This window comes from Rhizobium sp. 01L419, assembly GCF_056400025.1.
In genome coordinates, this window is record NZ_JBFTSM010000008.1 from 54,877 (window position 1) to 78,851 (window position 23,975).

Here is a 23,975-nt window from a genome sequence, read left to right on the forward strand (position 1 = left end):
ATAGGCGCCGTGATGCGCAGCACGGCTTCGATCTGACCTAGAGCGCGCCGATTTCCTTGAGCTTCTTCAGCACGGCTTCACTCGGCTCGCCATTTTCCGGCAAGTTGTAGTGCTTCTGGAAATGTTTGATGGCAGCGCGGGTCTGTTCGCCTGCCACTCCATCGACACCGACGTTGGCGTAGGCCATGTTGGTCAGGCCCTTCTGGATCTTCAGCACCAGATCGACATTGGAAATTCCTGACAGCGGAACCTGCTTCGGCGAGGACGGCGCCGTCTTGACGGTCTTTTCGGCGCTGCGGATGGCGGCTGCGACCGGATCTTCCTCCGTCGCCTTCGACGTCACATCCTCCCGCGGTTTTTCGGCGGGAATGGTCGAGGGGCCGACAGCATCGGTTCTGAGCGCTGCGAGCACATCAGGCGTCGCATCCCCGCTCTGCGCCATACCGACCGTTTCCTCGAAGAAGAGGATGGCCGCACTGGTGCGCGGGCCGATGACGCCGTCGGCATTGCCGTTATAAAGGCCGCGGCGGATCAGCTCCTTCTGGATATCCATGACGAGCTGGTTCGGCTGCTGGGCGGCTGCAGCAGGCGGCGTGGATTCGGTCGTTGCGCCGGCATCATCCGGCCGCTCGATGCGGAAAGTGGTGACATCGCCCTGCGGCTCGGTCTGCGGACGGAAGCCGATGGCGTTCGGCGCGCCCGGATCGCGGGTGCGGAAGATCGGATGCGGGTGTGAGCCCGGCTGATACCAGAGCGCATTGGCGGCGACGAAAGAGAAGATGACGACGAAGGCGATCGTGCCACCGGCAACGGAGGGATTGCGGCCGATGACGCCGCCAAGCACACCTGCGCCCTGAAGGCCGAGGCCGCCCAGCGCACTCGCGCCCTGAAGGCCGACGCCACCAAGCGCCGCCACACCGGTCATCAAAAGGCCCGGCTGCTGCCGCCCCTTTTTGCCCTTAGGCGATTTTCGCTTGCGCGCGGCCATCGAAGAGCCCCTCCTCCACTTCTGCGGCGACAACCGCACCCTTCAGCCGTGGCGGAAACTCGACCGCCCCCGCATGGCCGGCATCCTCGCCGGTGCAGGCGCCGGAACCATCCGCCGCGATCTCGATGGTGATGATGGTGCCTTCGCCCGGCTGGCTGGCGATGGCAAAATGGCCGCCATGCAGGGCGACAAGTCCCTTGACCAGCGAGAGGCCAAGACCCGTGCCCTCGAAACGGCGGGTATAATCATTCTGAATCTGGACGAAAGGTTGGCCGAGTGTGGCGAGCCTGTCGGCGGGAATGCCGATGCCGGTATCGCTGACCGTCAGCTTGAGAATGCCGTCGCGCATGGCCGCATCGACGGTGACCACGCCACCGGCTTCGGTGAACTTCACGGCATTGCCGACGAGATTGATGAGGATCTGCTGCAGTGCGCGCTGATCGGCCATCACTTCGCCGATGCCGCGCTGGACGCGGTTCGTCAGAGTGACGCCCTTGCTCTTGGCCTGCAGCGCCAGCATCGATTCACAGGATCGGATCGACGCACCGATATCGAAAGGCTCGAGCAGCAGGTCATAACGGCCGGCCTCGATCTTGCTCATGTCCAGCATCGTGTTGACGACGGAGAGCAGGTGCGCGCCGGATTCACGGACTAGGCCGACATATTCGCGCTGGCGGTCGTTTTCGAACTTGCCGAAATATTCGCCGATCAGGATATCCGAGAAGCCAAGGATGGCGTTCAGCGGTGTGCGCAGCTCGTGGCTGACGGCGGCGAGGAAACGGGACTTGGCGTCATTGGCCGATTCCGCGTCGGCCGCACGCGTCTGCGCCTCGGCGCGAAGCCGTTGCTCCACCGACACGTCATGCAGCTGGGCAATGACGGCCGAAAGAATGCCGTCCAAATCCCGCCGCGCGGTCATATCCATGCGCAGATAAGCGAACTGACGAAGATCGCGCGAGACGGAGGGGCGCTCCAGCCTGATATCGACGGTTGTTTTTTCTTCGCCCTGGCGCAGGGCATCCAGCGCCTGCAGGAAGAGGATACGGTCGGAGACATGCACCTGCTCGAAGAAACCCCTGCCCTTCGGATCGCGCATCCAGCCGAGATAGTCGCGCTTGTCGCGGCCGCCTGCCGTCGTCACACTGCCGTGCGGATCGAGGAAGAGCACGAGGCCCGGGCTCATTTCAAGAAAGAGATCGTCGGCGCTCGCTGCTGCTGTGTTCGGGGGGATAGCCTGGCGGGAAAGGGCGATGCTGCCGACGGCGGAAAACAGGAAGGCGGCGCAGACCGTGGCGACACCGGCCGGCAGCGCAACAGCGGGGCTGGTGACGATGGAGAGGCCGACCGGAGCGGCGACAAGAGCGGCAGAGGAGAGGAAAACGAGGCGGCGCAGAATGGCGAGCTCGCTCTGGCGCACAGCTTCGCCGCCACTCGTCCGGGAAAGCCAGCCTGCCGCTGCCCGGTCCACGAGGGCTGTCGCCCGTCCGCCAATGTCACTCAATACACGCACGCAATACCTGCCAAAAAGGCCTTTCATTGACCCGGACAATAGGCCCTCGCGGCTTAAAGAAAGGATAAGGCAAAGTCGCCCTCCACAGCCCAAAAACGCCAAAAGTCCCGTTTTGGGCCATCCGCAATGCTCTTTGAATTTTGTGGTTAATAGCAGGTAAGCGACGGATTTTCCTCATATTTCAGCATTGCGTTAACTCCTGTGGCAAGACGGCGGACCAAAAGCCCAGCAATTGCAGGCAGCGGCTGCCACCATGCTTAACGGCGATCGTTAGAATTCGACTGAAATGCCCCGAAAATGCCGATCATTAAAATTCGAGACAAATTTGCCGCAAATGCCAGCGAGTTTCGAAAAGCGGCATTCGCAACTTGGCGGTAGGGTGAAAACACACCGGACAACCGGCCCGATTCGGCAACAAGACCGAACGGGGAAACAGGATGGGCAAGACAATGTGGTTTCTGATCAAAGGATCATTCTGGTTTGGCCTTGTACTCGTCGCTCTCTCGGTTTTCAGCTCGGAGAGCCGCGACAATACCGGCCACACGCAATTGCAGCTTTCCGACGCCTTCACGGCGGCAAGCGGCGCCTATGACTATATGACCGGCATGTGCTCCGAAAAACCCGAGGTCTGCAGCAAGGGTGCTGAGACCTTGACGGCTCTCGGCTACCGGGCCCGCGAGGGCGCCCGTGTCGCCTATGAACTGCTCGACAGCCAGTTCACGGACGATGCGTCCAAAATGGCTTCCGCAAAGTCGGCCGTGCCGCAAGCGCCCGTGGCGCTCGCCGCTCCTTCCCTGCCGGACGCCGTGACCAATACCGTGCGTGAGGCACAGGCTGCGCTGAACCAGCCGATGCCGCACCTGCCGCAGCCCTACCGCCCGCCGGTAGACGAGGGTGTTTCGGCCGAACGGGTCGTGACTGGCACTATCTCGGCTGGCACCATTCCGGCCGGCGCGATCCCGCTGCCGACACCGAAGCCGGCGATCTGACGAATTTTTGCGGGCGACGCCGCCCGTATCCAAGCTTGCATCGGTGGTCCGCATGACGCGGAGATGCCCCATGCCTGACGTGCCTGCCCTGTTTATTTCAGCATTTTGCTGCGCCGCGAGGATGCCCATCCCTCGCGGCTTTTCTTTTTAATGGTTCAAATCTGCGGTCGCTTCGCCTATATGAACGGATAACACTGAAAGGCCTGACAGCATGGCGACCCTCGACCAGATCATCGACGATTTCTCCTTCCTGGACGATTGGGAAGACCGCTACCGATTTGTCATTGAACTCGGCAAGGCGCTGCCGGATCTGGCCGACGAGAAGAAGACCTCCGAGAACAAGGTCATGGGCTGCGCCAGCCAGGTGTGGCTGGTGACGCATACGTCTGGCAATCCGGACAATCCGCTGATGAGTTTCGAGGGCGATTCCGATGCGCATATCGTGCGCGGCCTCGTCGCCATCGTGCTCGCGACCTATTCCGGCAAAATGGCTTCCGAAATCGCTGCTCTCGATGCTTTCGAGATCTTCTCCAAGATCGGGCTGACCGAAAACCTCTCCTCGCAGCGCTCCAACGGGCTGCGCTCGATGGTCAACCGCATCCGCGAGGAAGCGCGTGTACGCGCTGCCGCCTGAGAGGCGCGTGATCGATATAATACAGAGCTGCGATCACATACGGCTGAGCGCCCGGAGGAAATCCGCCGGGCGCCCGGGTATAATATCCCCTGATGGGATTATTTGCCGTCAGCCATCTTTTCGCGCAGGCGTTCTTCCTGTTCGGCAAGCTCCGGCGTGAAGGCTTCGCCGAAATCAGCGGCTTCGAAGACCTGGCGTATCTCGATTTCGCTCGGGCCTGGCATCGGATTGGGGCAACGCTTGATCCATTCCAACGCCTCGTCCATGTCCTTGACCTGCCACAGCCAGTAACCGGCGATCAGTTCCTTGGTTTCGGCGAAGGGGCCGTCGATGACGAGGCGTTTCGGGCCATCGAAAGCGACGCGCTTTCCCTTGGACGACGGATGCAGGCCTTCGCCAGCCAGCATGATGCCGGCATTGACCAGATCCTCGTTATATTTGCCCATGGCCTCCAGAAGTTCAGTCGAGGGCATGACGCCTGCTTCACTATCTGCTGTCGCCTTGACGATGACCATTACGCGCATTGTCTCTTCTCCTCTTATTTACGGCGGCATGAGTGCCTGCCTGTCTGAGATCTCCGCTTTCTTCGAAACACGGAGATGCCCGATCTCTCTGTTTTCACGCAATTCCGAACGCAAAACCGCTGCGCACTTTTGCGCGACATGCTCTAGAGACGGATGAGCAATCGCGGGGCCGACATTTTTTGCCGTGCTTTTTTTGAAGATAAATAACGAGGGCCGAAAGTCATTCGATGAGACGACCGGCAAATACAAAAAAGCCGGGCAACAGGCCCGGCTTTTTATCGTCCAGCTGTATAATACTCAGCCGCGACCGCGCTTGCGGCGCTGTCCCAGGCCCATTTCCTTTGCGAGGCGCGAGCGCGCTTCGGCATAGGCTGGGGCCACCATCGGGTAATCGGCAGGCAGATCCCACTTCTCGCGATATTCTTCCGGCGCGAGATTGTGATGCGTCATCAGGTGACGCTTCAAGGACTTGAAGTTGCCGCCACATTCCAGGCACGTAATCTGCTCGTCCTGTACGGACTTGCGGACAGAGACTGCGGGCTTCTGCTTTTCGACGACCGCTGCCACCGGCTGCGGTACGGATGTGTTGCTCAATGCCGAATGTACGTCGGAAATCAGATTGGCCAGGTCGCTGACCGGGACAACGTGGTTGCTGACATAGGCCGCGACGATATCGGCCGTCAGTTCCACAAGCAGCTCCGGCGCATTGCCGGTCGCCATATCCGTCATATTCTTTCTCCTGTTAGCATGCTCAAATGGTCCTTCTCCCAAAAGACAAAGAACCCTCGTCGCAGAGCCAAACAGCAAAAGAGCAGGCAGCAGCCTTTGTTTCGAAAAACCGGAAATCCACCCCTAGATTCCGAAGACCGTATTTCTGCGCTAATACTGCCTGAAAGTGAGCTACTACGTATTCTTCCAGGCCGTCACCCAGTTAGACATTGGCAATCAAGGCTAAGGGACTTGGAAGCAGTACGATTCTAATTCACAATCAGAACTCTACTTAGTTTTTCAAATAGCATCGTTTTCCAAAAAGGCCAATTATTAATTGTGATTTTCCTAGAAAAAAAATCCATCACAAAGAATTGGTCAGCAGTTCAGCAAGCTTTACTCGTGCTTCCAGTGCATAAGTTTGCGTAAAATTGCTTAAAATTCTGAATAGCCCTCATCCTAGCGTATTCGCATATCGTCACGTACTGAGGTAAGGACCGGGAAATGTCCAGTTTTATGCGAAGCTCTCGCAAGAAGGTGTGCAGAAACCGGCGCCGTCAAGATGAAAAAGAGGAAACCGGCGAGCGCCCTCACAAGCACGGCAAGTTCACCTGAGTAAAGCCCGGCGGCAAGCAACAACAGGCCGGAACCGACCGTGCCGGCCTTGGAGGCGGCGTGCATGCGCGTGTAGAGATCCGGCAAGCGCACGATACCGATCGCAGCCACCAGCGCGAAGAACGCGCCAGCCAGCAGCAGGACCGCAGTGATTATCGCCAGCGCGTAGTCCATCATCATTCGCTCCTCCTTCGCGTCACAGGCTCAGCTTCTCCCGCCTTTCCGCGCGAGAGCACGAAACGGGCGAAGGCGACCGTTGCCAGGAAGCCGACGAGGCCGAGCGCGATGGCGATATCGATGTAAAGCGAGAAGCCGGTACGCACAGCGACGACGGCGATGAAGCCGATCGCGATACCCGTCAGCATGTCGAGCGCCAGGATTCGATCCGGCAGGCTGGGGCCGACGATGACCCTCCAGACGGTGACAAGCAAGGCAACGCAGAGGATGCCAAGCGCTGTTATGGCCGCGGCGGAAACGATGGCGGCGGGCGTTATCATCCGAAGGCCTCCATGATGCGGCGTTCGAAACCATCAGCAATGCCGCGCCTGACCGTCTCAGGATCGGCGCAATCCAGTGCATGGACATAGAGCGTGCGCCGATCATCGGAGACATCGACGGAGAGTGTTCCCGGCGTCAGTGTGATGAGATTGGCAAGCAGGGCGATCTGGAAATCGCTCGTCACGCTCAGCGGGAATGCAAGAATGCCGGGCGTGAGCTGCATGCGCGGCGACAGCACCGTCAGCGCCACCCGCCAGGCGGAAAGCGCCAACTCCTTCAGGAAAAGGCCGGCCAACAGGAGGACGCGCAGCGGACGGATACGGCGCGGCAGCGAACGGCGGGCAAAGGCCTCACGCACGACAGCAAGCGACAGCAGCGACAGGGCCAGGCCGAGAACGAAATTATGCGGCGAAGCGCTGCCTGTCACGGCAACCCAGGCGATGGCAAGTGGCAGGCTGAGGAACAGGACGATCATTGCAGAGCCCCTTCCGGAAAGACGGAGAAGATGTAGGCGGAGGGATCCGCCAGCCCATCGGCTGCCGACCGGACGAGCTGCAGCAATTGCTCCGGCAGGATGCCGAAACCGATGACGAGGATCGTCAATGCCGCAAGCGGCAAACCGGCCGTCCAGCCGGTCCGCATCGGCGGCAGGAGCAGCGGGGATGGACGCCAGTAAGCGAGCAGGAAGACACGGCCGATGGTGATCGTCAGCAGGAAGCCGCCGAGCAGGATCGCGCCGGCCAGCCACCAGGCACCAAGATCGAGCGAGGCCTTGACCAGCAGCACTTTCGGCCAGAAGCCGGAAAAGGGCGGCAGGCCGCAGGCGGCGAAGAGCAGCATGAACGAAATCGCCGCGAACCAGCCGTTCTGGCGATAGAGACCACCGAGCGCGGCAAGCGAGAAGGAGCCACCCCGCCTTCCCGCCTCGCCGACGAGAAGATAGAGCGCCGTCATCAGTACGACCGAATGCAATGCGTAAAAGACGGCGCCACCCAGGCCGTCCACTGTGCCAAGAGCAGCGCCGATCAGCATGTTGCCGATGCCCGAGATCACCACATAGCCGAGCAGCCGGCGCAGGTCGGTTTCGGCGAGAGCGCCCAATGCGCCGACGAGGACGGTCAGGGCACCGACTATGGCTATCAGCAGGCTGAGTTCATCCCGTTCGGCCGGCAGCAGCATGACGAGGACGCGCAGCAGTGCATAGACACCCACCTTGGTCAGCAGGCCGGCAAAGAGCGCGGAAACGGCAATGCGCGGCGTGTGATAGGAGGCCGGCAGCCAGAAATTGACCGGAAAGGCCGCGGCCTTCATGGCGAAGGCGAGCAGGAAGAGGCAGGCAAGCGTCATCAATGGCGCGGTGCCGGCAAGGCCTGCCGACCGCTCGGCAATATCGGCCATGTTGAGCGTGCCGAAGCTCGCATAGAGGATGCCGACCGATATCAGGAACAGCGTTGTGGCGATGAGGTTCAGCACCGCATATTTCAGCGCGCCATCGATCTGCGCCCGTTCGGAACCTAGGATCAGCAGGCCGAAGGAGGAGATGAGCAGCACCTCGAACCAGACATAGAGGTTGAAAATATCGCCGGTCAGGAAGGCGCCGGTGACACCTGATATCAGCAGCATCAGCAGCGGGAAAAAACCGTATCTCCGGCCGCTTTCGGTCGTATCCGACAGAGCATAGATGCCGGCGGCAAGGGCGACTATGGCCGCAGCGAGCGCCATCAACGCGCCAAGGATATCCACTGTGAAAGCGATGCCGAAGGGCGGCAGCCAGCGGCCCATGACCATGGTGAGCGGGCCGTGTTGGACGACCTGTCGTAGGAGAGCGGCGTCGAGAAGCACGAGAACGGCGAGGCCGGTAATGGCGATCCATGCCTGCAGGCGGGGAAAGCTGCGCAGCATCAAGAGCAGCGCGCCGAGGCTGATGCAAACCGCGACCGGCAGGATCGCCAGCCAATGGACCAGCGGGATCGGAGCGGTGACCATGGCGGCAGAGAGATCGGAGACGGGGGCGGCCATTAGGCGGTGCCTCCCACGAGGGGGAAGATCGGCCGGAAGTGCGGGCTTCCCCAAACAAGAAGCGTCCCAAACTGCAGTACGTCAGCGATGTGCGAAGGTCGGGCCACGGGTCGATCTCCCCCCTTGTGGGGGAGATGCCCGGCAGGGCAGAGGGGGGTGAGCATCCGCACAGCCATCCTCAATACCCCAACGGCGGCAGCGGCCGGTCTTCAGGTTCAGCATCATGCATGCGGGTCGTATCGTCGGTGCCGAGCTCCTGATAGGCGCGATAGGTCAACACCAGCAGGAAGGCGAGGAAGGAAAATGAGATGACGATCGCGGTCAGGATCAGCGCCTGCGGCAGCGGATTTGCGGCACCCGATGGCAGTATGTCAGCGCCAGCGGGGATGATCGGCGGAACTTCCCGGGTCAGCCTTCCTGCCGTGAAGATCAGAAGGTTCACGGCATTGCCGAGAATGGCAATGCCGAGCATGATGCGGATCGAGAAGCGTGACAGCATCAGATAGACGGCGGCCGAGAAGAACAGACCGACGAGGATGGCGAAAAGCGCTTCCATCAGTCGACCTCCCTTTCTTCCAGTGCCAGCGCAATCGAGGCGACTGCGCCGAGCACGACGAAATAGACGCCGAGATCGAACAGCATGACCGTGGAGAGCGGCACTTCCACACCGAAGAGGACGGGATAGACCCAGAGGCCGGTCATGAAGGGCACGGCAAAGAGGACGGAGATCAGCCCGGCGAGGCAGGAGAGCAGCAGCCCGAAGCCGGCAATCGCCAGCGGGTGGAAGCGGATCGCCCGGCGTACTGCTTCCACACCGAAGGCAATGCCGTAGATCGCGAGCGCCGAGGCTGCGATCAGCCCGCCGATGAAGCCGCCGCCGGGTTCGTTGTGGCCGCGCAGCAGGATGAAGACGGAGAAAAGCAGCATCAGCGCGGTGATGAAGGGGGCGATGGTGCGGAAGATGAGGGTGTTCATGGCGTGCCTCCATGAAGAGGCGTAACCGGATAGGCAGAAGACCGATTGCAAACGTTCAAGTGGTTTGTCCGGGGCAACCCTCTGTCCCTCTTTCCTGTGCTTGCCTCAGGGATCCAGCCACTGTGCGTCCACGCCGTGAACACCTCATACGCTGCAAGGGAAAGGGTCTTCGGCGCCCAAGGACCTGCGCATACTGGATTCCTGTGACAAGCACAGGAATGAAGGAGCTTGGGAAAGCGCGTCGGGCTGGCAAACATCATTCTGCGCCCTCCGCGTCCGGATCGTTCGTTGCCAGCCGCCGCTCCGTATTGCCGCGAATGCGGATGAGCGCGAGGATCGCCAGTCCCGTCACCGCGACGACGGCGATTTCGCCGAGCGTGTCCGTACCGCGGAAATCGACGATGATGACGTTCACGACATTGGCGCCGTGGGCGATCAGCTTTGAATGGGCATTGAAGAAATCGCTGAGCGCCGTGTTGAACGGCGCCTCCGTGGCCCGCATCAGGAGTAGTGCCAAGCCCAGGCCGCAGGCGAGCGAAAGGGCGATATCGAAGAGACGGCGGGCGCCGTGGCGCGGATCGGTCGGTGAAAGGCGCAGCCGGGTCATGACGAGGGCGAGGATGACGACCGCGAGCGTTTCGACCATGAACTGGGTAAAAGCGAGGTCGGGGGCGCCGAAGAGCAGGAAGATCAGCGCAACTGCGAAACCCTGAATGCCGAGCGAGACGATCGCCGTCAGCCGGTCGCGGGCGATCAGGACGGCAAGAAGGCCGAGCACAGCGATGAGCATGATGCCGGCTTCATGGAGGCGCAGGTCGTTGGGCCAAACAAAAGTCGCCGGAAGTTCGCCGTGGGTGACGAGCGGCACGAGCAGAATTGCCGCGACGCTTAGGAAGGTACAGGCGACGTAGATATCCAGACGTCCCGGCTGGACGATACCGATGACGCGATGGGCGAAACGGACAAGCCCGGCGATGGCGTGATCGAAACCACGATCAGGGCCGTGGGCGGAACGCAGCATATAGGCCACGAGCGCACGGGCGCGGTCGAGCTGCCAATAGACGGCGATGCCGAGCCCTATCGTCAGCAGGGACAGGGCAAGCGGCACGCCGACATGGGGGACAAGCGAAATGGAGACTGCCATGGGCCAGCCCGCCACGGCGGAAGCCATTGGCGAGGAAATCATGCGATTCGTGACGCCGGAAAAGAGTGCGGCAAGCGGACCTGCCAGAGCAAGAACGGCCGGGCCGAACCAGAGCAGGATCGGCGCCTCGTGCGGATGTTTCGGTGTCTCGACCGGCGGGCCGAAGAAGGGTCTCAGCGCCACGGCAAAGGCGATCGCGAACATCAGCGCATTGCCGAAAATGGCGACTGCGGTGGCGAGGATGGAATAGGGATCGCCACCGGCAAGTGCCGCATAGATTTCCTCCTTGGCCAGGAAGCCGAAGAAAGGTGGCAGGCCGGCCATGGACATTCCGGCGGTCATGGCGATCGCGAAGGTCAGTGGCATGGCCTTTCTCAGGCCCCGAAGTCGCGTGATGTTCCGCGTGCCGGTCTCATGGTCAATGATACCCGCGACCATGAAGAGCGCTCCCTTGAAGAGCGAATGCGCCACCAGATAAAGCACCGCCGCTTCGACGGCATAGGCCGAGCCGAAGCCGGTCAGCATCACCAGCAGGCCAAGGGACGAAACGGTCGTATAGGCAAGCTTCAGCTTCAGATCCGTCTGGCGTATGGCGAGCACGGAGCCCACAACGAGCGTCAGGCCACCGAAGACGGGCAGCAGGACCTCCCATGCTGGCGTCGCGCCCATGACCGGGTTCAGCCGCATCAGCAGATAGACGCCGGCCTTCACCATGGTGGCGGAATGCAGATAGGCGGAAACGGGAGTCGGCGCTTCCATGGCGTTCGGCAGCCAGAAATGGAAGGGAAACTGTGCCGACTTGGTGAAAGCGCCGCCGAGCACCAGCAGCAGCGCCGCCAAGTAGAGCGGGCTGCCCCTGACGACGTCGCCGAACTGCAGCAGGTCGGATAGCTGCGCGACGCCGGTCATGTCCCAGAGGATGAGCAAGCCGGCGAGCAGCAGCAGCCCTCCCCCGCCTGTCACGACCAGCGCCTGGAGCGCTGCGCGTCGTGCCGCTTCTCGTTCATGATCGAAACCAATCAGCAGGAAGGAGGTGATCGAGGTGAGCTCCCAGAAAATGAAGAACATCAGGAAGCTGTCGGAGATCACGACGCCCAGCATCGCGCCCATGAAGAGAAAGATGAAGGAGAAGAACCGGCCCTGATCCGGATGGCCTTTGAGATATCCGCCGGCATAGAGCACGATCAGCGTGCCGATGCCGGTAATCAACAGAGCAAAGGTGAGCGACAATCCGTCGAGGAACCAGGAAAAGCGGACGCCCAGGCCCGGCACCCAGTCATAACCGCCGATTACGATTTCGCCGCGCGCGATCTGCGGCACGAGACGCAGGAAATGCAGGAAGGCGAGCAAAGGGGCGACAGCGAGCACCCAGGCGCCGCCTGCGCCCAAGACGCGGATGATGAAGGGAGCGGCGAGAGCACCGATCAGCGGCAGACACAGGGCCAAAAATGTCAGAGCCGTGACATCGGCCATGTCCCCTCCCTGCAGCACGGATGAAGGCCGGCAAAACCGGCTTTTTCCAAGGCTTAGGTGAATCGGCTGATAGCCTCAAGCGATTTCGGCAACCCGCAATGGATGCAGGCGGCTGTGTTCGCAGGTTTGACGTTCAGGAAAAACGCGTCGCGAGACGGGAAACGGAACCGTGCAGGACGAAGAAAACAAGCGGCAGCGGCCAGAAAAGGCAGGCGATCAGCCCGGCAATGCGGTGCACCGTCCAGCGATCATGATTGACCCAGCCTTCCAGCAGGCTCATGCCCAAGGCGATCGCGGCGACTGCGCCGTATAGAACAATAATCAGAGTGTGAAACACCGTTTGTCCCCGAAACACGCAGTATTAAGCTTAATGGCACATTAAAGATAAAGCACGGGTGATTCGTCGTCTTCCCCCAAATTGAGTAGATGGCGAATTGGGCGGTGAGACGGCACGGTTTGATCCCGAGGCCCGATCCCAGACTTGATCAATCGCGCTCAGCGCACCACATTTGCGCACGAAAGAGATTGCCCCCATCGGCGAAAGGAGCACTCCATGGCCGAAACGACCACCACACCGAAAGTTCACAAGACCGATGCCGAATGGAAGGAACTGCTGACCCCCGAGCAGTACCGCATCACGCGCGAGCACGGCACCGAACGCGCCTTTACCGGTCCCTACTGGGATTCCTTCGAGACCGGCCTCTACCGCTGCGTCGGCTGCAATGCGCCGCTCTTCCGCTCGGACACCAAGTTCGATGCCGGATGCGGCTGGCCGAGCTATTTCGAGCCGGTTTCCCCTGACTCGGTGACCGAGCATCGCGACAGCACCTATGGCATGGTGCGCACGGAAATCCGCTGCGGCACCTGCGAGGCCCATCTCGGCCACGTCTTCCCGGACGGGCCGCCGCCGACCGGCCTGCGCTACTGCATCAACGGGCATTCCATGGTTTTCGAACCCGGCAAATAAAGAAAAAGCGGACCCCGCCGGGTCCGCTTTTTCATATCAGGCCGGCAGCAACGAGCGGCGAACGCTGCCCGTCCAGCACATGCTCTGCGGCGAGCCGCCCCAGTAGCGGTGCCAGGATGACGCCCGGATGGCCGACGGCGACATAGGCGCCCTCAATGCCGGGCAGGAAACCAAGCCGCGGCATTCCGTCGGAAAAGAAGGGCCGATAGCCTGCGGCAGCCTCGACGAGCGCCACGCCATCCGGCAGGTGCAGGCGCTCGTGCATCACTTTGAGTATCCGTTCGCCAATCCTCTTCGGCGCATTCTCTGCCGTATCGTCGATATAGCCCTTGGCGACATGCAGTATGTTATCCCCCGACTGGCGGATTTCCAGGCCGGGGCCGCGGAGGATACGGTTTACGACGGGCGCGGCGCAACTATAGCGCAGGATGATCGAGGGCGAGGCTTCGACGGCGCTGCGGAAGCCGACGCTTTCTGCCAGTTTGTCAACGGCGGTTCCACCTGCCAGGATCACAAGATCGGCTTCGACCATGCCGCCATCGGCGAAGCGTACACCGCTCACTCTGTCACCCGAAAGGATGAGGTTTTCGACCTTGCGGCCGAACGTGGCAGTCGCACCGGACGCATCGATCAGGTCCCGCGCCAGCCTTGCAGGATCGAGCGCGAGATCGCGAGGCGAGAACATGGCGCAGGCTGGAGGCTGGCGTAGATTGGGCTCCCATGCGGTGATGGTCGCGGCATTTACCAGTTCGACATCGGTCCCTTCAGCGCGATGGGCTGCGGCGAAGGCCTCGGTCTCGGCAGCACCTCCAAGCCAGAACAGCGAGCCGGGACGTGCGGCGACAAAAGCATCCGGCAGATCGGCCTGCAGGCGGGCATAGTCGGCGAGCGCCTCCTGCACCAGGCGGTAATTGACCGCTCCCGGAGCGATGTTGATGATATTCACCCAGCCGAAGGCGCGCGCCGTCACGCCGCTGCCCGCCTGCGCGCCCTCTTCCACCACGTGGACGGCGGCCCCGCGGCGGGCGAAATGGAAGGCGAGCGATGCGCCGACAATGCCGGCGCCGACGACGATGACGCTTATCTTTGCGGATGCCATGGCGGGACCTCTCGTATAAAGCGAACTGAAGAAGTGGGCGCGGCTTAGGCGCGCTCCATGACAGAGGGATGAAACAATGGCCATCATCCGGGAAATCCTGCGCAGCGATCGGCTGATGTTGCGCGAAATCACCGTTGCGGACCTGCCGGCGCTTGAACGCATCTTCGGCGACCCGCTGTGCATGCGGTACTATCCTTCAGTGAAGGATGCCGCGGCAACCCGCGATTTCTTCAACAGGCTCGCCTTTGGAAGCTACGAGAAGAATGGTTTTGGCCTCTGGGCGATGATCGATCGCAAGAGCGGCGATCTGCTCGGCGACTGCGGGATCACGCTGCAGGAGACATCGCGCGGAATGGAGCCGGAGCTCGGCTATCATCTCTGGCCGGATTACTGGGGCAAGGGCTATGCCACGGAAGCCGCCCTTGCCTGTCGTGACCATGCCTTCTCAGTCATGGGATTGTCGCGCCTCGTCAGTATCGTCAGCCTGGAAAATCTCCCCTCGCAGAAGGTCGCCGGGCGGGTGCATCAGCGACGGGAGATCTTCAGCAAGCAGAACGCGGCCGGCGAAACAGTGGAACGCTATCTCTACATCAGCGAGAAGAATTCAGGCGAATGAGCAAGATTTCCGATGATCCTCTCTATCGAGACCCCGCGCTCGCACAGTTCTACGATACCGCCAATCGCTGGGGCCCGGATTTCGATTTCTGCATGAAGCTGGCGGAAGGCGCGCAGTCTGCGCTCGACCTCGGCTGCGGCACCGGCGAACTGACGGCCGCCCTTGCCGCGACGCGTATCGTCACCGGCGTCGATCCTGCTGTAGCGATGCTCGATATCGGCAAGTCGCGGGCGGGTGGCGATAAGGTGGAATGGGTCGAGGGTGACGCCCGCACCGTTCGCCTCGGAAAGAGTTACGATCTCATCGTGCTGACGGGGCACGCCTTCCAGGTCTTCCTGACGGAAGAGGACCAGCGCGCCGCCCTTGCGACGATCGCCGCACATCTCGGCCCGGCCGGCCGGTTCGTGTTCGATACGCGTAATCCCGGTTTCCGCGGGAAGCGCGATGTACGCCATGGCAGCGTGCGCCAGCTCGAACATGCAGACCTCGGTGCGATCGAGGCCTCCGACAGGTCGCATTACGATGAGGCGACCGGCATTCTTTCCTATGAGAACGGTTATCGCGTGCTCTCGACCGGCGAGCACTTCTCCGGACGCTCGAAAATCCTCTATACGTCGCGCGACAAGCTCTCCGGCTTGATGCGCGATGCCGGGCTGACCGTCGACGCCTGGTACGGCGACTGGGAGGGGAGCCCCTTTCATGCGCAGGCGCGCGAGATCATTCCGGTCGGTCGTCTCGCCTGAGCACGAAAGGCTCTATCTCTTTGTTTTCACGCAATTCCGGACGCAAACCGTAGTGCATTTTTTGCTGCAATTGCTCTAGTCCTGCTCCTGCGGGCAAGGCCAGGTCGAAGGGACAGAGAGCCCCGAAGGCAGCTTGGTGGAGGAATCGCCGCAGGCGAGGTCGATCTGCGCCTGTTGCAGGCCGGTAGCGGCGGAAAGATCCAGCCCCTCGATGCGGGTCAGAAACATGAAGGCTCGGTCGAAACTGATCGGACCTTCAAAGCTTGCGCTCGTCAGATCGGCGCGGGAGAGATTGGCGAGTGCGAAGCTGACGCCTGTCAGCACCGCCTGGTCGAAATTGGCCCGACCCAGCTCGGCCTTCTCGAAGTTGGCCTTCGTCAGCTGCGCCCCGGTGAAATCGGCCCGCTGCAACTCCGCACCGGCAAAGCTTGCACCATCGGCGATGGCCCTGGCAAACGTCGATCGATAGGCTTCGATTTTTCCGAAGTTCGCGCCCTGCGCGGTAGCGCCTTCAAGCGAGGCGCGCACAAGGGTCGCCTTTTCGGCATTGACGGATTTGAGATTGGCGCCGCCGAGATCGGTCAGCGAGAAATCCGTGCCGGCCAGATTGGCGCCCTGGAGGTCGCTGCCCTGCAGCATCAGGTTCTTCTTGTTGCACTCCTGCCAGTCGAGCTCGGGCGAAGCCGTGCTGCCGCAACTGGCCGCCATAACGGGCAGCGAATAGGCGGTTATGGCCAAGAAAGCCGAAAGACCGAGCACCGAGCGTCCAAACATCAACCTCTCCTCCGCGAGTCGCGCTACCAGAGATTTCTACAAGGCGCAGACTACGATAAAAATATGGTTAGTCCTTGCCGGCAATCAATCTCTCGAAGTTCCCGTCAGGTCTTCGGCACGCGCAGTTCCATGCAGGTCAGATCGAGCCAGCGGCCAAACTTGATGCCGACTTCGGAAAATGTGCCGGCAATGCGGAAGCCGAGTTTCTCGTGCAGTTTGATGGAGGCGGCATTTTCTGCCTCGATGCCGGCGATCATGACGTGGATATTTCCGGCGCCCGCCCGCGCGATCAATTCGCGCATCAGCTTTTCGCCAATGCCCGCACCGCGGCAGTCCTTATCGACATAGACGGAATGCTCGACCGTGTGACGGTAGCCGTCAAAGGCGCGCCAGTCGCCGTAAGAGGCGTAGCCGGCGACCTCGCCGTTCATTTCGGCGACGATGACCGGAAAGCCCCTGCCCTTGCGAGCCTTGAACCATTCCAGCCGGTTGTCGAGATCGACGAGCGTTTCGTTCCAGATCGCCGTCGTGTGCTCGACAGCGTGATTGTAGATATCACGGATAGCAGCAAGATCGACTTCGGCGGCGTCCCGGATGAGAACGGTATCGGTCATATGGCAGGCCCGGTTCGGAATGGTCTTCTGCCGGGGCATACGCCGGGCGCGGGCCGATGTAAACGCCAGATATCAGCAAGAGATCAGAAGGCGGGAACCGAGAGGCTGAAGCAGGTCAGCACGGCCGAATAATGCACTGCAGCCGCGGCCACAACGAAGCCATGCCAGATGGCATTCTGGAAGCGCAGCCTCTCCCAGACGTGGAAGATGACCCCCAGCGAATAGATGATGCCGCCGATGATGATCAGCAGCATGGAAGCATAGGGAATGCGCGAGGCGACGGGTTCGGCAACCAGCACGCCGCTCCAGCCCATGGCGAGATAAAGCAGGATCGCCAGCCTGTCGTATTTGCCCGGAAAGACACATTTGACGAAAATGCCGAAGGCAGCGATCGCCCAGATGACGATCAGCATGCCCAGGAGCAGCGGATCGTCGGCGCCGCGCTCCAGAAAGGGCGTATAGGTGGCGGCGATCAGGATGAATATCGCCGAGTGGTCAAGCCGGCGCAGATACCATTTGGTGCGCGAAACCGGCCAGATGTTATAAGAAAAGGAAATGCCCAGCGTCAGCACCAGCCCGACACCGTAAACCCAGGCGGCAGCGAGCGCACCGGCGGGGCTCCAGAGGGTGGCGTAGAAGATCAGCACGGTCACGCCGATCAGGGCAAAGAACAAACCGACGCCGTGGACGATGCCGTCGGCGATCAGCTCATATCTGTCGTAAGCCCAGCGAATGCCGTTGATTTCGGCCATGCACGCACCCTTACTCATAGCGATGCGATGGTCGCATTGAATTCGTAAAGGCGCAACCTGACGCCCGGTGGCGTCAGGTTAAATCTTTGTGACGAGCCATGCTCGTTTTTGATGACGCGCTTACTTGCCTGCCGCACAATCCTCGCAGAGCGGCGTCTGCGGCAGCACTGCAAGGCGGGCCTCGGATATCTCGGCGCCGCAACGGGCGCAGGTGCCATAGGTGCCCTTGGCGATGCGTTCGAGAGCGGCGTCAATGGCGCGCAACTCGTCCTCACCGGCCTGGCCGAGCCCTTCCAGTACCTCGTCATTCTCGTTCTCGATGGCGCGGTCTTCGTCATCGGCCGCCTTGGTGCGGCCGAGGTCCGTATCGATCTTGCGCAGGCGCGCAGTCAGCTCGTGCCAGCGGTCGCGCAGGATCTTTTCCTGAAGTTTCGTGTCCATGGTTTCACGTCCTACCGATCCACCAGTACCGAGCACTTGGCGTGGCGCACCACGCGGTCGGCGGTGGCGCCGATGAAGTAGTTATAGATATCGGGGATATGCGAGGCGATCATGATGAGGTCGGCGCCGTGGCTGTCCGCCGCGGCAAGAATGCCGTTGGCTGGCGGGCCGTTGCGGACTTCGACGGCGGCCGGAATGCCGGTCTTGGCGACGAGGCCATCCAGCCGGTCGCGGCCTTCCCTCATGGCATCTTCGACGATGTTTCCCGGCAGCTCGATGGCGACATAGGTCGGAATATCCTCGACGACATTGAGGAGGATGATCTCGCCGCCATTGTCGAGCAGCTTTGCCGCGTTGCGGAAAATCTTCTCGCCCTTATCGATGCTGCCGATTTCAATCGGAACGATGATCTTCTTGTACATGCGATCCTCCTCGAGGTGTTGCTCTTCGTGGTCAACTTCCTACTCGGATAGATAAAGCGCATTGACTGATATCAAGTGGGGGCCAAGCGATCGTCAACGTTTGCAGAACGCTTCATCGTCAAAAACTGGCCTTCTGTGAACAATGCAAATAGATCATATAGGCATCAAGTACAGCAGCCGAGGGGAGCTTACAGGCAAATGGACCGGCGAAAATTCCTCGCGCTCGCTACGGGCGGCACATTTGCCACCACCGCCGGTACGCCTTTCAATTCCAGGGCAGGAGATCATTCCGTGACGTCATCAGAAACTTCCTATGCGCTGACGCGCCCTGCCTATATCGACCAGTCGCATCTGGTCGTGAAAGACCTGGCCGCGGTTTCCGGTTTCTATCAGAAGATGCTTGGCCTTTCGGTGCTCGAAAAGACCGCAAGCGGCGAAGTCCTTGGCGTCGCCGGCCTGCCGTTGCTGACGCTGACGACGGACAGCAATGCGCGCGAGGCGCCCCGCAATGCCGCCGGCCTCTTCCACACCGCTTTCCTGATGCCAAGCCGCACCGAACTTGCCCGCTGGCTGCGCCATGCCGCGCACAACAACGTCACGCTGGAAGGCGCGTCCGACCATCTGGTCAGCGAGGCGATCTACCTTTCCGATCCGGAGGGCAACGGCATCGAAATCTATGCAGACCGGCCGCATGAGAGCTGGAAGTTCCATCCGGACGGCATGGTGGAAATGGCAACGCTGCGGCTCGACCTGCAGGCGCTCTACAACAGCGCGCCCGACGATACCTGGACCGGCATGGCTGACGGCACCGCGATCGGTCACATCCATCTGCAGGTCGGCGACATTCCGCAGGCGGATGCCTTCTATCGCGACGTGCTTGGCCTGAAGGTAATGGCGCGTTATCCGAGCGCGAGCTTCTTTGCGAGCGGCGGCTATCACCACCATCTCGCAGCCAATATCTGGAACAGCCGCGGCGCCGGCACGCGCGCCGACCACATGACCGGCCTTTCCGACTACAAGATCCGTTTCAACGACAAGGAAACGCTCGACAAGGCCGTTGCCAAGCTCGACGAACTGGAGATCAGGAGCGAGAAGCGCGACGGCGGCGTCTTCCTGAGAGATCCATGGGGCATCGGGCTGACGCTCTCGGCCTGAAGGAATAACTTTTAAGGCACTTGGAGAGGACCGTTTTGGTATTTTGCCGAAACGGTCCTTTTGTTTTGAGGTAATTTCCAAAACAGTCCCGGCATATTTGCCGATATTTGCTTTCAGGACGACCGCAAGCGCAGGGCTCGACGCCATCATCCCGCTGTAATAATCTGGACGTATCGTTCCAGTTTACAACCATCAATAGATTTCGCAGCCAATCCCCATCGTACACCGACGAGACGTCCGCCATCGGACGGAGGAGGCAGAATGACAGTGGAGGACTCTCAGCGCGTCCGGCAGGTAGCGGAGCAGGTTGCAGCCGCCAGCCCGCCGGATGTTCGGGCAGATATCAACGCGCTGATGAGCAGCGCGCAAAAGCCTGGCTGGCTCGATGAAGCCGGCCGCGCCATGAACGTCCGTTACGGCGGCGTACGCGCATTGATGAACCGAGATCAGCCAGTCGAAGAAGGGGTCGATATCGACCCACCTCCAGTCGGCGACTTGGAGACGATCGTCTTTGCCGTGGGTACGCCGGTTTTCCTTGTCAGGAACAATGCCGTCGACATTGACAGCGCCCGAGAGGAAGCGAAGGCCTGGCGCCGCATCCTCACGGACAACGCTGCGAACGTGGACCGGGCGATGGTTTCGATCGGCCGTGTCGACGTCACCAATGCCGACCGCGACTATGCCGGAACGGCATGGGTGATCGATGACGGTCTTGTCGTCACCAACCGCCATGTGGCCAACCTTTTTGCGGAAGCAAGCGGCACCGGTTTCAAGTTCAAGATCGGCTTCGACGCGCGCCGCGAGATCGGTGTCAATATCGATTTCCTGGAGGAATTCGGTAACGCCGCCAGCGACGAAGTGAAGATCGAACGCGTCGTCTGGGTGGCGCCTGAAAACGGACCCGATGTTGCCTTCCTGAAGCTGGAACAGAAATCCTCGCCGGTCGGCCGTCTGAAGCTCGACCTTGCCTCCGAGGTGCCGGTGCGCAACCTGCCGGTTGCCGCAATCGGCTATCCCGCCAGCGATTCCCGCTTCTCCGATCAGAGGCTCGCCGAAAAGATTTTTGGCGGCGTCTTCACCAAGAAGCGGCTCGCCGTCGGCAACCTGCTGGCAGCCGACGAGAACCGTGTCACCCATTCCTGCTCCACCCTCGGCGGCAATTCCGGCTCTCCGTTGCTCGACATCGGCACCGGCAGGGTGATGGGGCTTCACTACAGCGGAACCGAATTCATCGAGAATGACGCGGTGCCGGCGGCCGTTCTGCGGCGCTGCCTGCAGCGTGCCCAAGGATTGCTCCAACCGCCACCGAAAGAGGAAATTGCCGTGATCAATAGCGATGGAAGTGGAAGCGGCAGCGGCAGCAAAGTGACATTCACGGTGCCGCTGAAGATTACCGTCGAACTGGACACTGCGGCGTTGCAATCCTCGCTCGCAGGCGGACCGGCGAACGCGCCGTCGGGGCCGTCCATCGTCATGAGCACGACCGGTTCCGGCCCCAACCCGCCGTCCCCCTCGCCGATTCCGATGCCGACCAAGGAGCAGGTATTTACAGCGGTCCGCAGCGCAAGATCTCAGCTTGCCAATCGTGACGACGTTGTAGCCATCAAGCCGGGCTATCGCTTCGAGAATGGCGAGATCACCGATCAGCGCGCCGTTGTGATCGCGGTCAATCGCAAGCTCGAGCTGGGCGCCCTGGAAGCGCGCGGCCGCACGAAACTACCTGATTATATTGACGGCGTGCGCACCGACATCACCGTTGCCTCGGCGCAGGATCTCTTCGGCATTGACATGGACGAGGCCGCGCAGCCGAGCTGGCATACGAATTACAAGCCGCGTCCCGATCTGCCGCTGACCCGGCGCCCGGTCAATGGCAAATTCGTCATCCATACCGGACCCGATGCGAGCTGGCCGCAGCTTGGCCCATTCCTGTCGAAGACCCGCAAGTCGCTGGTCGTTGCCATGTACGATTTCGGTGCGACAAATGTCGCCAATGGCGTGCTGGATGCTGTCAAGGGCCAGGCAGAAACCATCTCCATGGTGCTGCAGATGGGCGGCAAGGTGCACGATGGCGATCTGACGGATGCCGAAGCGGTCGCGCAGATCCGCGATGCAAAGGGTAACAAGTTCGATTTCGCGCCGGCGAGCGTCGGGACGAACGGCATCTTCGATTCCGCCTACCATATCAAGGTCGCCGTGCGCGACCACAATGCCATGTGGCTTTCGAGCGGCAACTGGCAGAGCTCCAACCAGCCCAACGTGGCGCCTTTGACAAACAAGGATGACGCTCCATCGGCGCTCCGGCTCTACAATCGCGAATGGCATGCCATCCTTGAAAACGCTGAGCTCAGCAAACTCTACGAGGATCATATTCTGCGCGATCTGGAAGAGGCCAAGACGGTGACGGAGGCCGGCATCGTGTCGGAACAACTGGTCTTCCTGCCTGCCAACCTCGCCATGGACACGCTCGAAGCGCCTCAAAAGCCGCGCTATTTCCAACCGCTGACCGGCGAGCGCACAATCGACGTGCAGCCGATCCTGACCCCCGACAACTATATCGACGTGGTATTGCCGTTCATTCAATCGGCCAAGAGCCGGATCTATTTCCAGAACCAGAGCTTCAACACCAGGACGGTGGGCGACAATTATCGCCGGCTGCTGGATGCGCTGCTCGAAAAGCAGAAAGGCGGGCTCGACGTGCGCATCATCTTCCGCAGCTTCGGCTCCGAGGACCGCGACATCATCAGCAACGCCAAGGATTACGGCTTCGATACCAACAAGATCCGCAAGCAGAAGAACTGCCATACCAAGGGAATCATCATCGACAGCGAAGCCGTGCTGATGGGCAGCCACAACTGGACGACGGCCGGCACCGGCTTCAACCGGGATGCGAGCCTGATCTTCTATGATGCCGAAATCGCCAAATTCTACGAGGAGATCTTCCTCTACGACTGGAACCGTATCGGCCCGGCGAAAATAGATGAAAATCTGCCGCCGCCGGTACTCGCTCCGGCCGGAGGGGAGACGGCACCGCCGTCAGGCTACATTGCCGTCCCGCTTTCGATCGCGCTTGGGCGGTAACTTCGGAGCGGCACGAACGGCGATCGGAACGCGCAGGGGCTGCGCTTTCGAAGCAAAACATCCAGACGACAAATGGCGCCGTATCCGGCGTCATTTTATCATTTGCACGCCTCAGACTTTAGCGACGGGGCTCGATGGTCACCTCGCCGAACATGACGCCGCGCGTCAGTGGTTTGGCGAGGAAATCATGCGGGAAGCCGAGAACGATGGCGCTTGCTTCGGCCAGCCGGGTGCGGTGATCATCCGACAGGACAACATCGAGCGCACCGAGATTGTCTTCGAGCTGGGCCATCGTCTTCACGCCCATGATCGGCGACGTTACGGCCGGGTTGGTGAGCGTCCAGGCGATCGCCACCTGCGCGGGCGTCTTGCCGATCTCGGCAGCGATTTCCTTCACGACCTCGGCGATGCCGAGGCTGCGCTCGGTCAGCGAACCGTTGCCGGCAGCGACATTCTTGCGGGTGCCGACGGCACTTGCGGTGCCACCGCCGATCTCGAGGTCGGCACGACTATATTTGCCGGTGAGGACACCCATGCCGAGCGGCGACCAGGGGATGACGCCGAGGCCGAGTTCAGCGGCCATAGGGATCAGTTCGCGCTCCACCGTACGTTCGATCAGGCTGTATTCGATCTGCAGAGCCACCAGCGGCGCCCAACCGCGAAGGTCGGCCAGCGTCTGCATGCGCGCGACCTGCCAGGCCGGCGTATCGGAAATGCCGGCATAAACGATCTTGCCGGCGGTGACGAGATCGTCCAGCCCGCGCATGACCTCTTCGACCGAGGTCGTGAAGTCCCAGGCGTGCAGGTAGAAGAGATCGATGTAATCGGTATTCAGCCGCTTCAGGCTGTCTTCCACCGAACGGACCATGCTGCGGCGGTGATTGCCGCCGGAGTTCGGATCCCTGGGGCGCGAGGTAATCGTATATTTGGTGGCGATGACAAGCTCGTCGCGGCGGCCTTCGGCAAAGCGGCCGACGAGGGTTTCGGACGTGCCGCCCGTATATTGGTTGGCGGTGTCGATGAAATTGCCGCCGCGATCGACATAGGCGTCGAACATACGGCGCGCCTCCTCTTCATCCGCGCCCCAGCCCCAGTCGGTTCCGAAGGTCATGGCGCCGAGCGACAGAGGCGAAACGCGCAGGCCGGAACGGCCGAGGAGACGATAGCGGTCAAGGGATAGTCTGTTGGTCATGAATAAATCTCCTGTGTTGCAGACAGAAGATGCGCCTTGCCGATA

26 protein-coding genes are annotated in these 23,975 nt (G+C 61.1%); 7 read left to right on the forward strand and 19 right to left on the reverse strand.

The features are described from left to right. Positions 1-37: 37 nt before the first annotated feature. Together AC1DUP_RS16990 and AC1DUP_RS16995 are read right to left on the reverse strand one after the other, a co-directional pair. On the reverse strand, positions 38-988 hold the full coding sequence (locus AC1DUP_RS16990; protein WP_113301600.1) for a peptidoglycan-binding domain-containing protein: 951 nt from the start codon (positions 986-988) through the stop codon (positions 38-40). Next, on the reverse strand, positions 960-2,525 hold the full coding sequence (locus AC1DUP_RS16995; protein ID WP_477833288.1) for a sensor histidine kinase: 1,566 nt from the start codon (positions 2,523-2,525) through the stop codon (positions 960-962). The genes AC1DUP_RS16990 and AC1DUP_RS16995 overlap by 29 nt, the downstream gene beginning before the upstream one ends. Before the next feature lie 422 nt (positions 2,526-2,947). On the opposite strand from AC1DUP_RS16995, the gene AC1DUP_RS17000 reads away from it, so the two are divergent. Continuing rightward, positions 2,948-3,487, forward strand: coding sequence for a DUF5330 domain-containing protein (locus tag AC1DUP_RS17000; protein ID WP_477833593.1), 540 nt, complete (start codon positions 2,948-2,950; stop codon positions 3,485-3,487). Between the two features lie 211 nt (positions 3,488-3,698). After that, positions 3,699-4,121 carry a SufE family protein gene (locus AC1DUP_RS17005; protein ID WP_477833289.1) on the forward strand — a complete coding sequence of 141 codons (423 nt, stop codon included), beginning with the start codon at positions 3,699-3,701 and terminating at the stop codon, positions 4,119-4,121. A 98-nt stretch (positions 4,122-4,219) separates the two neighbouring features. Here AC1DUP_RS17005 and AC1DUP_RS17010 read toward each other — a convergent pair whose 3' ends face one another. From AC1DUP_RS17010 to AC1DUP_RS17055, 10 genes are all read right to left on the reverse strand, one after another. Further along, on the reverse strand, positions 4,220-4,645 hold the full coding sequence (locus tag AC1DUP_RS17010; RefSeq protein ID WP_037105219.1) for a YciI family protein: 426 nt from the start codon (positions 4,643-4,645) through the stop codon (positions 4,220-4,222). A 297-nt stretch (positions 4,646-4,942) separates the two neighbouring features. After that, the gene (locus AC1DUP_RS17015) at positions 4,943-5,374 is read right to left on the reverse strand and encodes a Ros/MucR family transcriptional regulator (RefSeq protein ID WP_007821525.1); all 432 of its coding nucleotides are present in this window, start codon (positions 5,372-5,374) and stop codon (positions 4,943-4,945) included. A gap of 438 nt (positions 5,375-5,812) precedes the next feature. Beyond that, positions 5,813-6,145, reverse strand: a complete 333-nt coding sequence (gene mnhG / locus AC1DUP_RS17020; RefSeq protein WP_113301656.1) for a monovalent cation/H(+) antiporter subunit G — start codon at positions 6,143-6,145, stop codon at positions 5,813-5,815. Beyond that, complete coding sequence (locus tag AC1DUP_RS17025) at positions 6,145-6,465, reverse strand: cation:proton antiporter (RefSeq protein ID WP_113301597.1); 321 nt, start codon at positions 6,463-6,465, stop codon at positions 6,145-6,147. The genes mnhG and AC1DUP_RS17025 overlap by 1 nt, the downstream gene beginning before the upstream one ends. Next, positions 6,462-6,941 (reverse strand): Na+/H+ antiporter subunit E, encoded by a 480-nt coding sequence (locus tag AC1DUP_RS17030; protein ID WP_477833290.1) that lies wholly within the window; start codon positions 6,939-6,941, stop codon positions 6,462-6,464. The genes AC1DUP_RS17025 and AC1DUP_RS17030 overlap by 4 nt, the downstream gene beginning before the upstream one ends. Continuing rightward, positions 6,938-8,485 carry a Na+/H+ antiporter subunit D gene (locus AC1DUP_RS17035; RefSeq protein ID WP_477833291.1) on the reverse strand — a complete coding sequence of 516 codons (1,548 nt, stop codon included), beginning with the start codon at positions 8,483-8,485 and terminating at the stop codon, positions 6,938-6,940. The genes AC1DUP_RS17030 and AC1DUP_RS17035 overlap by 4 nt, the downstream gene beginning before the upstream one ends. A 178-nt stretch (positions 8,486-8,663) precedes the next feature. Then, positions 8,664-9,041 carry a Na+/H+ antiporter subunit C gene (locus AC1DUP_RS17040; protein ID WP_113301593.1) on the reverse strand — a complete coding sequence of 126 codons (378 nt, stop codon included), beginning with the start codon at positions 9,039-9,041 and terminating at the stop codon, positions 8,664-8,666. Then, positions 9,041-9,460 carry a Na+/H+ antiporter subunit B gene (locus AC1DUP_RS17045; RefSeq protein WP_113310028.1) on the reverse strand — a complete coding sequence of 140 codons (420 nt, stop codon included), beginning with the start codon at positions 9,458-9,460 and terminating at the stop codon, positions 9,041-9,043. The genes AC1DUP_RS17040 and AC1DUP_RS17045 overlap by 1 nt, the downstream gene beginning before the upstream one ends. Before the next feature lie 256 nt (positions 9,461-9,716). Continuing rightward, positions 9,717-12,077 carry a putative monovalent cation/H+ antiporter subunit A gene (locus AC1DUP_RS17050; RefSeq protein WP_477833292.1) on the reverse strand — a complete coding sequence of 787 codons (2,361 nt, stop codon included), beginning with the start codon at positions 12,075-12,077 and terminating at the stop codon, positions 9,717-9,719. A 133-nt stretch (positions 12,078-12,210) separates the two neighbouring features. Then, positions 12,211-12,414: a hypothetical protein gene (locus AC1DUP_RS17055; protein ID WP_113301590.1), complete on the reverse strand. Its 204-nt coding sequence runs from the start codon at positions 12,412-12,414 to the stop codon at positions 12,211-12,213. A gap of 216 nt (positions 12,415-12,630) precedes the next feature. Here AC1DUP_RS17055 and msrB point away from each other — a divergent pair, with 216 nt between their 5' ends. Further along, positions 12,631-13,044: a peptide-methionine (R)-S-oxide reductase MsrB gene (gene msrB / locus AC1DUP_RS17060; protein WP_477833294.1), complete on the forward strand. Its 414-nt coding sequence runs from the start codon at positions 12,631-12,633 to the stop codon at positions 13,042-13,044. Between the two features lie 31 nt (positions 13,045-13,075). Here msrB and AC1DUP_RS17065 read toward each other — a convergent pair whose 3' ends face one another. Then, complete coding sequence (locus AC1DUP_RS17065; RefSeq protein ID WP_477833296.1) at positions 13,076-14,143, reverse strand: NAD(P)/FAD-dependent oxidoreductase; 1,068 nt, start codon at positions 14,141-14,143, stop codon at positions 13,076-13,078. 76 nt (positions 14,144-14,219) lie between these two features. Between AC1DUP_RS17065 and AC1DUP_RS17070 the strand changes: the two genes are divergently transcribed. After that, positions 14,220-14,759, forward strand: a complete 540-nt coding sequence (locus tag AC1DUP_RS17070; RefSeq protein ID WP_477833298.1) for a GNAT family N-acetyltransferase — start codon at positions 14,220-14,222, stop codon at positions 14,757-14,759. Beyond that, positions 14,756-15,502 carry a class I SAM-dependent methyltransferase gene (locus AC1DUP_RS17075; RefSeq protein WP_115035497.1) on the forward strand — a complete coding sequence of 249 codons (747 nt, stop codon included), beginning with the start codon at positions 14,756-14,758 and terminating at the stop codon, positions 15,500-15,502. The genes AC1DUP_RS17070 and AC1DUP_RS17075 overlap by 4 nt, the downstream gene beginning before the upstream one ends. 75 nt (positions 15,503-15,577) lie before the next feature. Here the strand turns inward: AC1DUP_RS17075 and AC1DUP_RS17080 are convergent, their stop codons facing one another. The 5 genes from AC1DUP_RS17080 to AC1DUP_RS17100 all read right to left on the reverse strand — a co-directional run bounded on the left by AC1DUP_RS17080 (position 15,578) and on the right by AC1DUP_RS17100 (position 18,505). After that, positions 15,578-16,276, reverse strand: a complete 699-nt coding sequence (locus tag AC1DUP_RS17080; RefSeq protein ID WP_477833300.1) for a pentapeptide repeat-containing protein — start codon at positions 16,274-16,276, stop codon at positions 15,578-15,580. Positions 16,277-16,380: 104 nt separating this feature from the next. Continuing rightward, positions 16,381-16,929, reverse strand: coding sequence for a GNAT family N-acetyltransferase (locus tag AC1DUP_RS17085; protein ID WP_113300312.1), 549 nt, complete (start codon positions 16,927-16,929; stop codon positions 16,381-16,383). 44 nt (positions 16,930-16,973) lie between these two features. Next, a complete protein-coding gene (gene trhA / locus AC1DUP_RS17090) occupies positions 16,974-17,642 on the reverse strand; it encodes a PAQR family membrane homeostasis protein TrhA (RefSeq protein WP_113300311.1) in 669 nt (222 codons plus the stop codon). Between the two features lie 120 nt (positions 17,643-17,762). Next, positions 17,763-18,083 carry a TraR/DksA family transcriptional regulator gene (locus AC1DUP_RS17095; RefSeq protein ID WP_113300310.1) on the reverse strand — a complete coding sequence of 107 codons (321 nt, stop codon included), beginning with the start codon at positions 18,081-18,083 and terminating at the stop codon, positions 17,763-17,765. Between the two features lie 11 nt (positions 18,084-18,094). Then, on the reverse strand, positions 18,095-18,505 hold the full coding sequence (locus AC1DUP_RS17100) for a universal stress protein (protein ID WP_113311745.1): 411 nt from the start codon (positions 18,503-18,505) through the stop codon (positions 18,095-18,097). 198 nt (positions 18,506-18,703) lie between these two features. Here AC1DUP_RS17100 and AC1DUP_RS17105 point away from each other — a divergent pair, with 198 nt between their 5' ends. Then, positions 18,704-19,660 carry a VOC family protein gene (locus tag AC1DUP_RS17105; protein ID WP_477833304.1) on the forward strand — a complete coding sequence of 319 codons (957 nt, stop codon included), beginning with the start codon at positions 18,704-18,706 and terminating at the stop codon, positions 19,658-19,660. 261 nt (positions 19,661-19,921) lie between these two features. Next, complete coding sequence (locus tag AC1DUP_RS17110; protein ID WP_477833306.1) at positions 19,922-22,738, forward strand: phospholipase D-like domain-containing protein; 2,817 nt, start codon at positions 19,922-19,924, stop codon at positions 22,736-22,738. Positions 22,739-22,856: 118 nt separating this feature from the next. On the opposite strand, the gene AC1DUP_RS17115 is transcribed toward AC1DUP_RS17110, so the two are convergent. Next, positions 22,857-23,930: an aldo/keto reductase gene (locus AC1DUP_RS17115; RefSeq protein WP_477833308.1), complete on the reverse strand. Its 1,074-nt coding sequence runs from the start codon at positions 23,928-23,930 to the stop codon at positions 22,857-22,859. Positions 23,931-23,975 lie beyond the last annotated feature (45 nt).

Bases quoted from the DNA above. Each gene is read 5' to 3' on its own strand.
- AC1DUP_RS17005 (WP_477833289.1), top strand. From the start codon at position 3,699: ATGGCGACCCTCGACCAGATCATCGACGATTTCTCCTTCCTGGACGAT.
- AC1DUP_RS17050 (WP_477833292.1), bottom strand. From the start codon at position 12,077: ATGGCCGATGTCACGGCTCTGACATTTTTGGCCCTGTGTCTGCCGCTG.
- AC1DUP_RS17115 (WP_477833308.1), bottom strand. From the start codon at position 23,930: ATGACCAACAGACTATCCCTTGACCGCTATCGTCTCCTCGGCCGTTCC.
- AC1DUP_RS17070 (WP_477833298.1), top strand. From the start codon at position 14,220: ATGGCCATCATCCGGGAAATCCTGCGCAGCGATCGGCTGATGTTGCGC.
- AC1DUP_RS17075 (WP_115035497.1), top strand. From the start codon at position 14,756: ATGAGCAAGATTTCCGATGATCCTCTCTATCGAGACCCCGCGCTCGCA.
- AC1DUP_RS17085 (WP_113300312.1), bottom strand. From the start codon at position 16,929: ATGCCCCGGCAGAAGACCATTCCGAACCGGGCCTGCCATATGACCGAT.
- AC1DUP_RS17035 (WP_477833291.1), bottom strand. From the start codon at position 8,485: ATGGCCGCCCCCGTCTCCGATCTCTCTGCCGCCATGGTCACCGCTCCG.
- AC1DUP_RS17065 (WP_477833296.1), bottom strand. From the start codon at position 14,143: ATGGCATCCGCAAAGATAAGCGTCATCGTCGTCGGCGCCGGCATTGTC.
- msrB (WP_477833294.1), top strand. From the start codon at position 12,631: ATGGCCGAAACGACCACCACACCGAAAGTTCACAAGACCGATGCCGAA.
- AC1DUP_RS17010 (WP_037105219.1), bottom strand. From the start codon at position 4,645: ATGCGCGTAATGGTCATCGTCAAGGCGACAGCAGATAGTGAAGCAGGC.
- AC1DUP_RS17040 (WP_113301593.1), bottom strand. From the start codon at position 9,041: ATGGAAGCGCTTTTCGCCATCCTCGTCGGTCTGTTCTTCTCGGCCGCC.
- AC1DUP_RS17095 (WP_113300310.1), bottom strand. From the start codon at position 18,083: ATGGACACGAAACTTCAGGAAAAGATCCTGCGCGACCGCTGGCACGAG.
- trhA (WP_113300311.1), bottom strand. From the start codon at position 17,642: ATGGCCGAAATCAACGGCATTCGCTGGGCTTACGACAGATATGAGCTG.
- AC1DUP_RS17045 (WP_113310028.1), bottom strand. From the start codon at position 9,460: ATGAACACCCTCATCTTCCGCACCATCGCCCCCTTCATCACCGCGCTG.
- AC1DUP_RS17025 (WP_113301597.1), bottom strand. From the start codon at position 6,465: ATGATAACGCCCGCCGCCATCGTTTCCGCCGCGGCCATAACAGCGCTT.
- AC1DUP_RS17110 (WP_477833306.1), top strand. From the start codon at position 19,922: ATGACAGTGGAGGACTCTCAGCGCGTCCGGCAGGTAGCGGAGCAGGTT.
- AC1DUP_RS17015 (WP_007821525.1), bottom strand. From the start codon at position 5,374: ATGACGGATATGGCGACCGGCAATGCGCCGGAGCTGCTTGTGGAACTG.
- AC1DUP_RS17030 (WP_477833290.1), bottom strand. From the start codon at position 6,941: ATGATCGTCCTGTTCCTCAGCCTGCCACTTGCCATCGCCTGGGTTGCC.
- AC1DUP_RS17100 (WP_113311745.1), bottom strand. From the start codon at position 18,505: ATGTACAAGAAGATCATCGTTCCGATTGAAATCGGCAGCATCGATAAG.
- AC1DUP_RS17080 (WP_477833300.1), bottom strand. From the start codon at position 16,276: ATGTTTGGACGCTCGGTGCTCGGTCTTTCGGCTTTCTTGGCCATAACC.
- AC1DUP_RS16990 (WP_113301600.1), bottom strand. From the start codon at position 988: ATGGCCGCGCGCAAGCGAAAATCGCCTAAGGGCAAAAAGGGGCGGCAG.
- AC1DUP_RS16995 (WP_477833288.1), bottom strand. From the start codon at position 2,525: ATGAAAGGCCTTTTTGGCAGGTATTGCGTGCGTGTATTGAGTGACATT.
- AC1DUP_RS17000 (WP_477833593.1), top strand. From the start codon at position 2,948: ATGTGGTTTCTGATCAAAGGATCATTCTGGTTTGGCCTTGTACTCGTC.
- mnhG (WP_113301656.1), bottom strand. From the start codon at position 6,145: ATGATGGACTACGCGCTGGCGATAATCACTGCGGTCCTGCTGCTGGCT.
- AC1DUP_RS17105 (WP_477833304.1), top strand. From the start codon at position 18,704: ATGGACCGGCGAAAATTCCTCGCGCTCGCTACGGGCGGCACATTTGCC.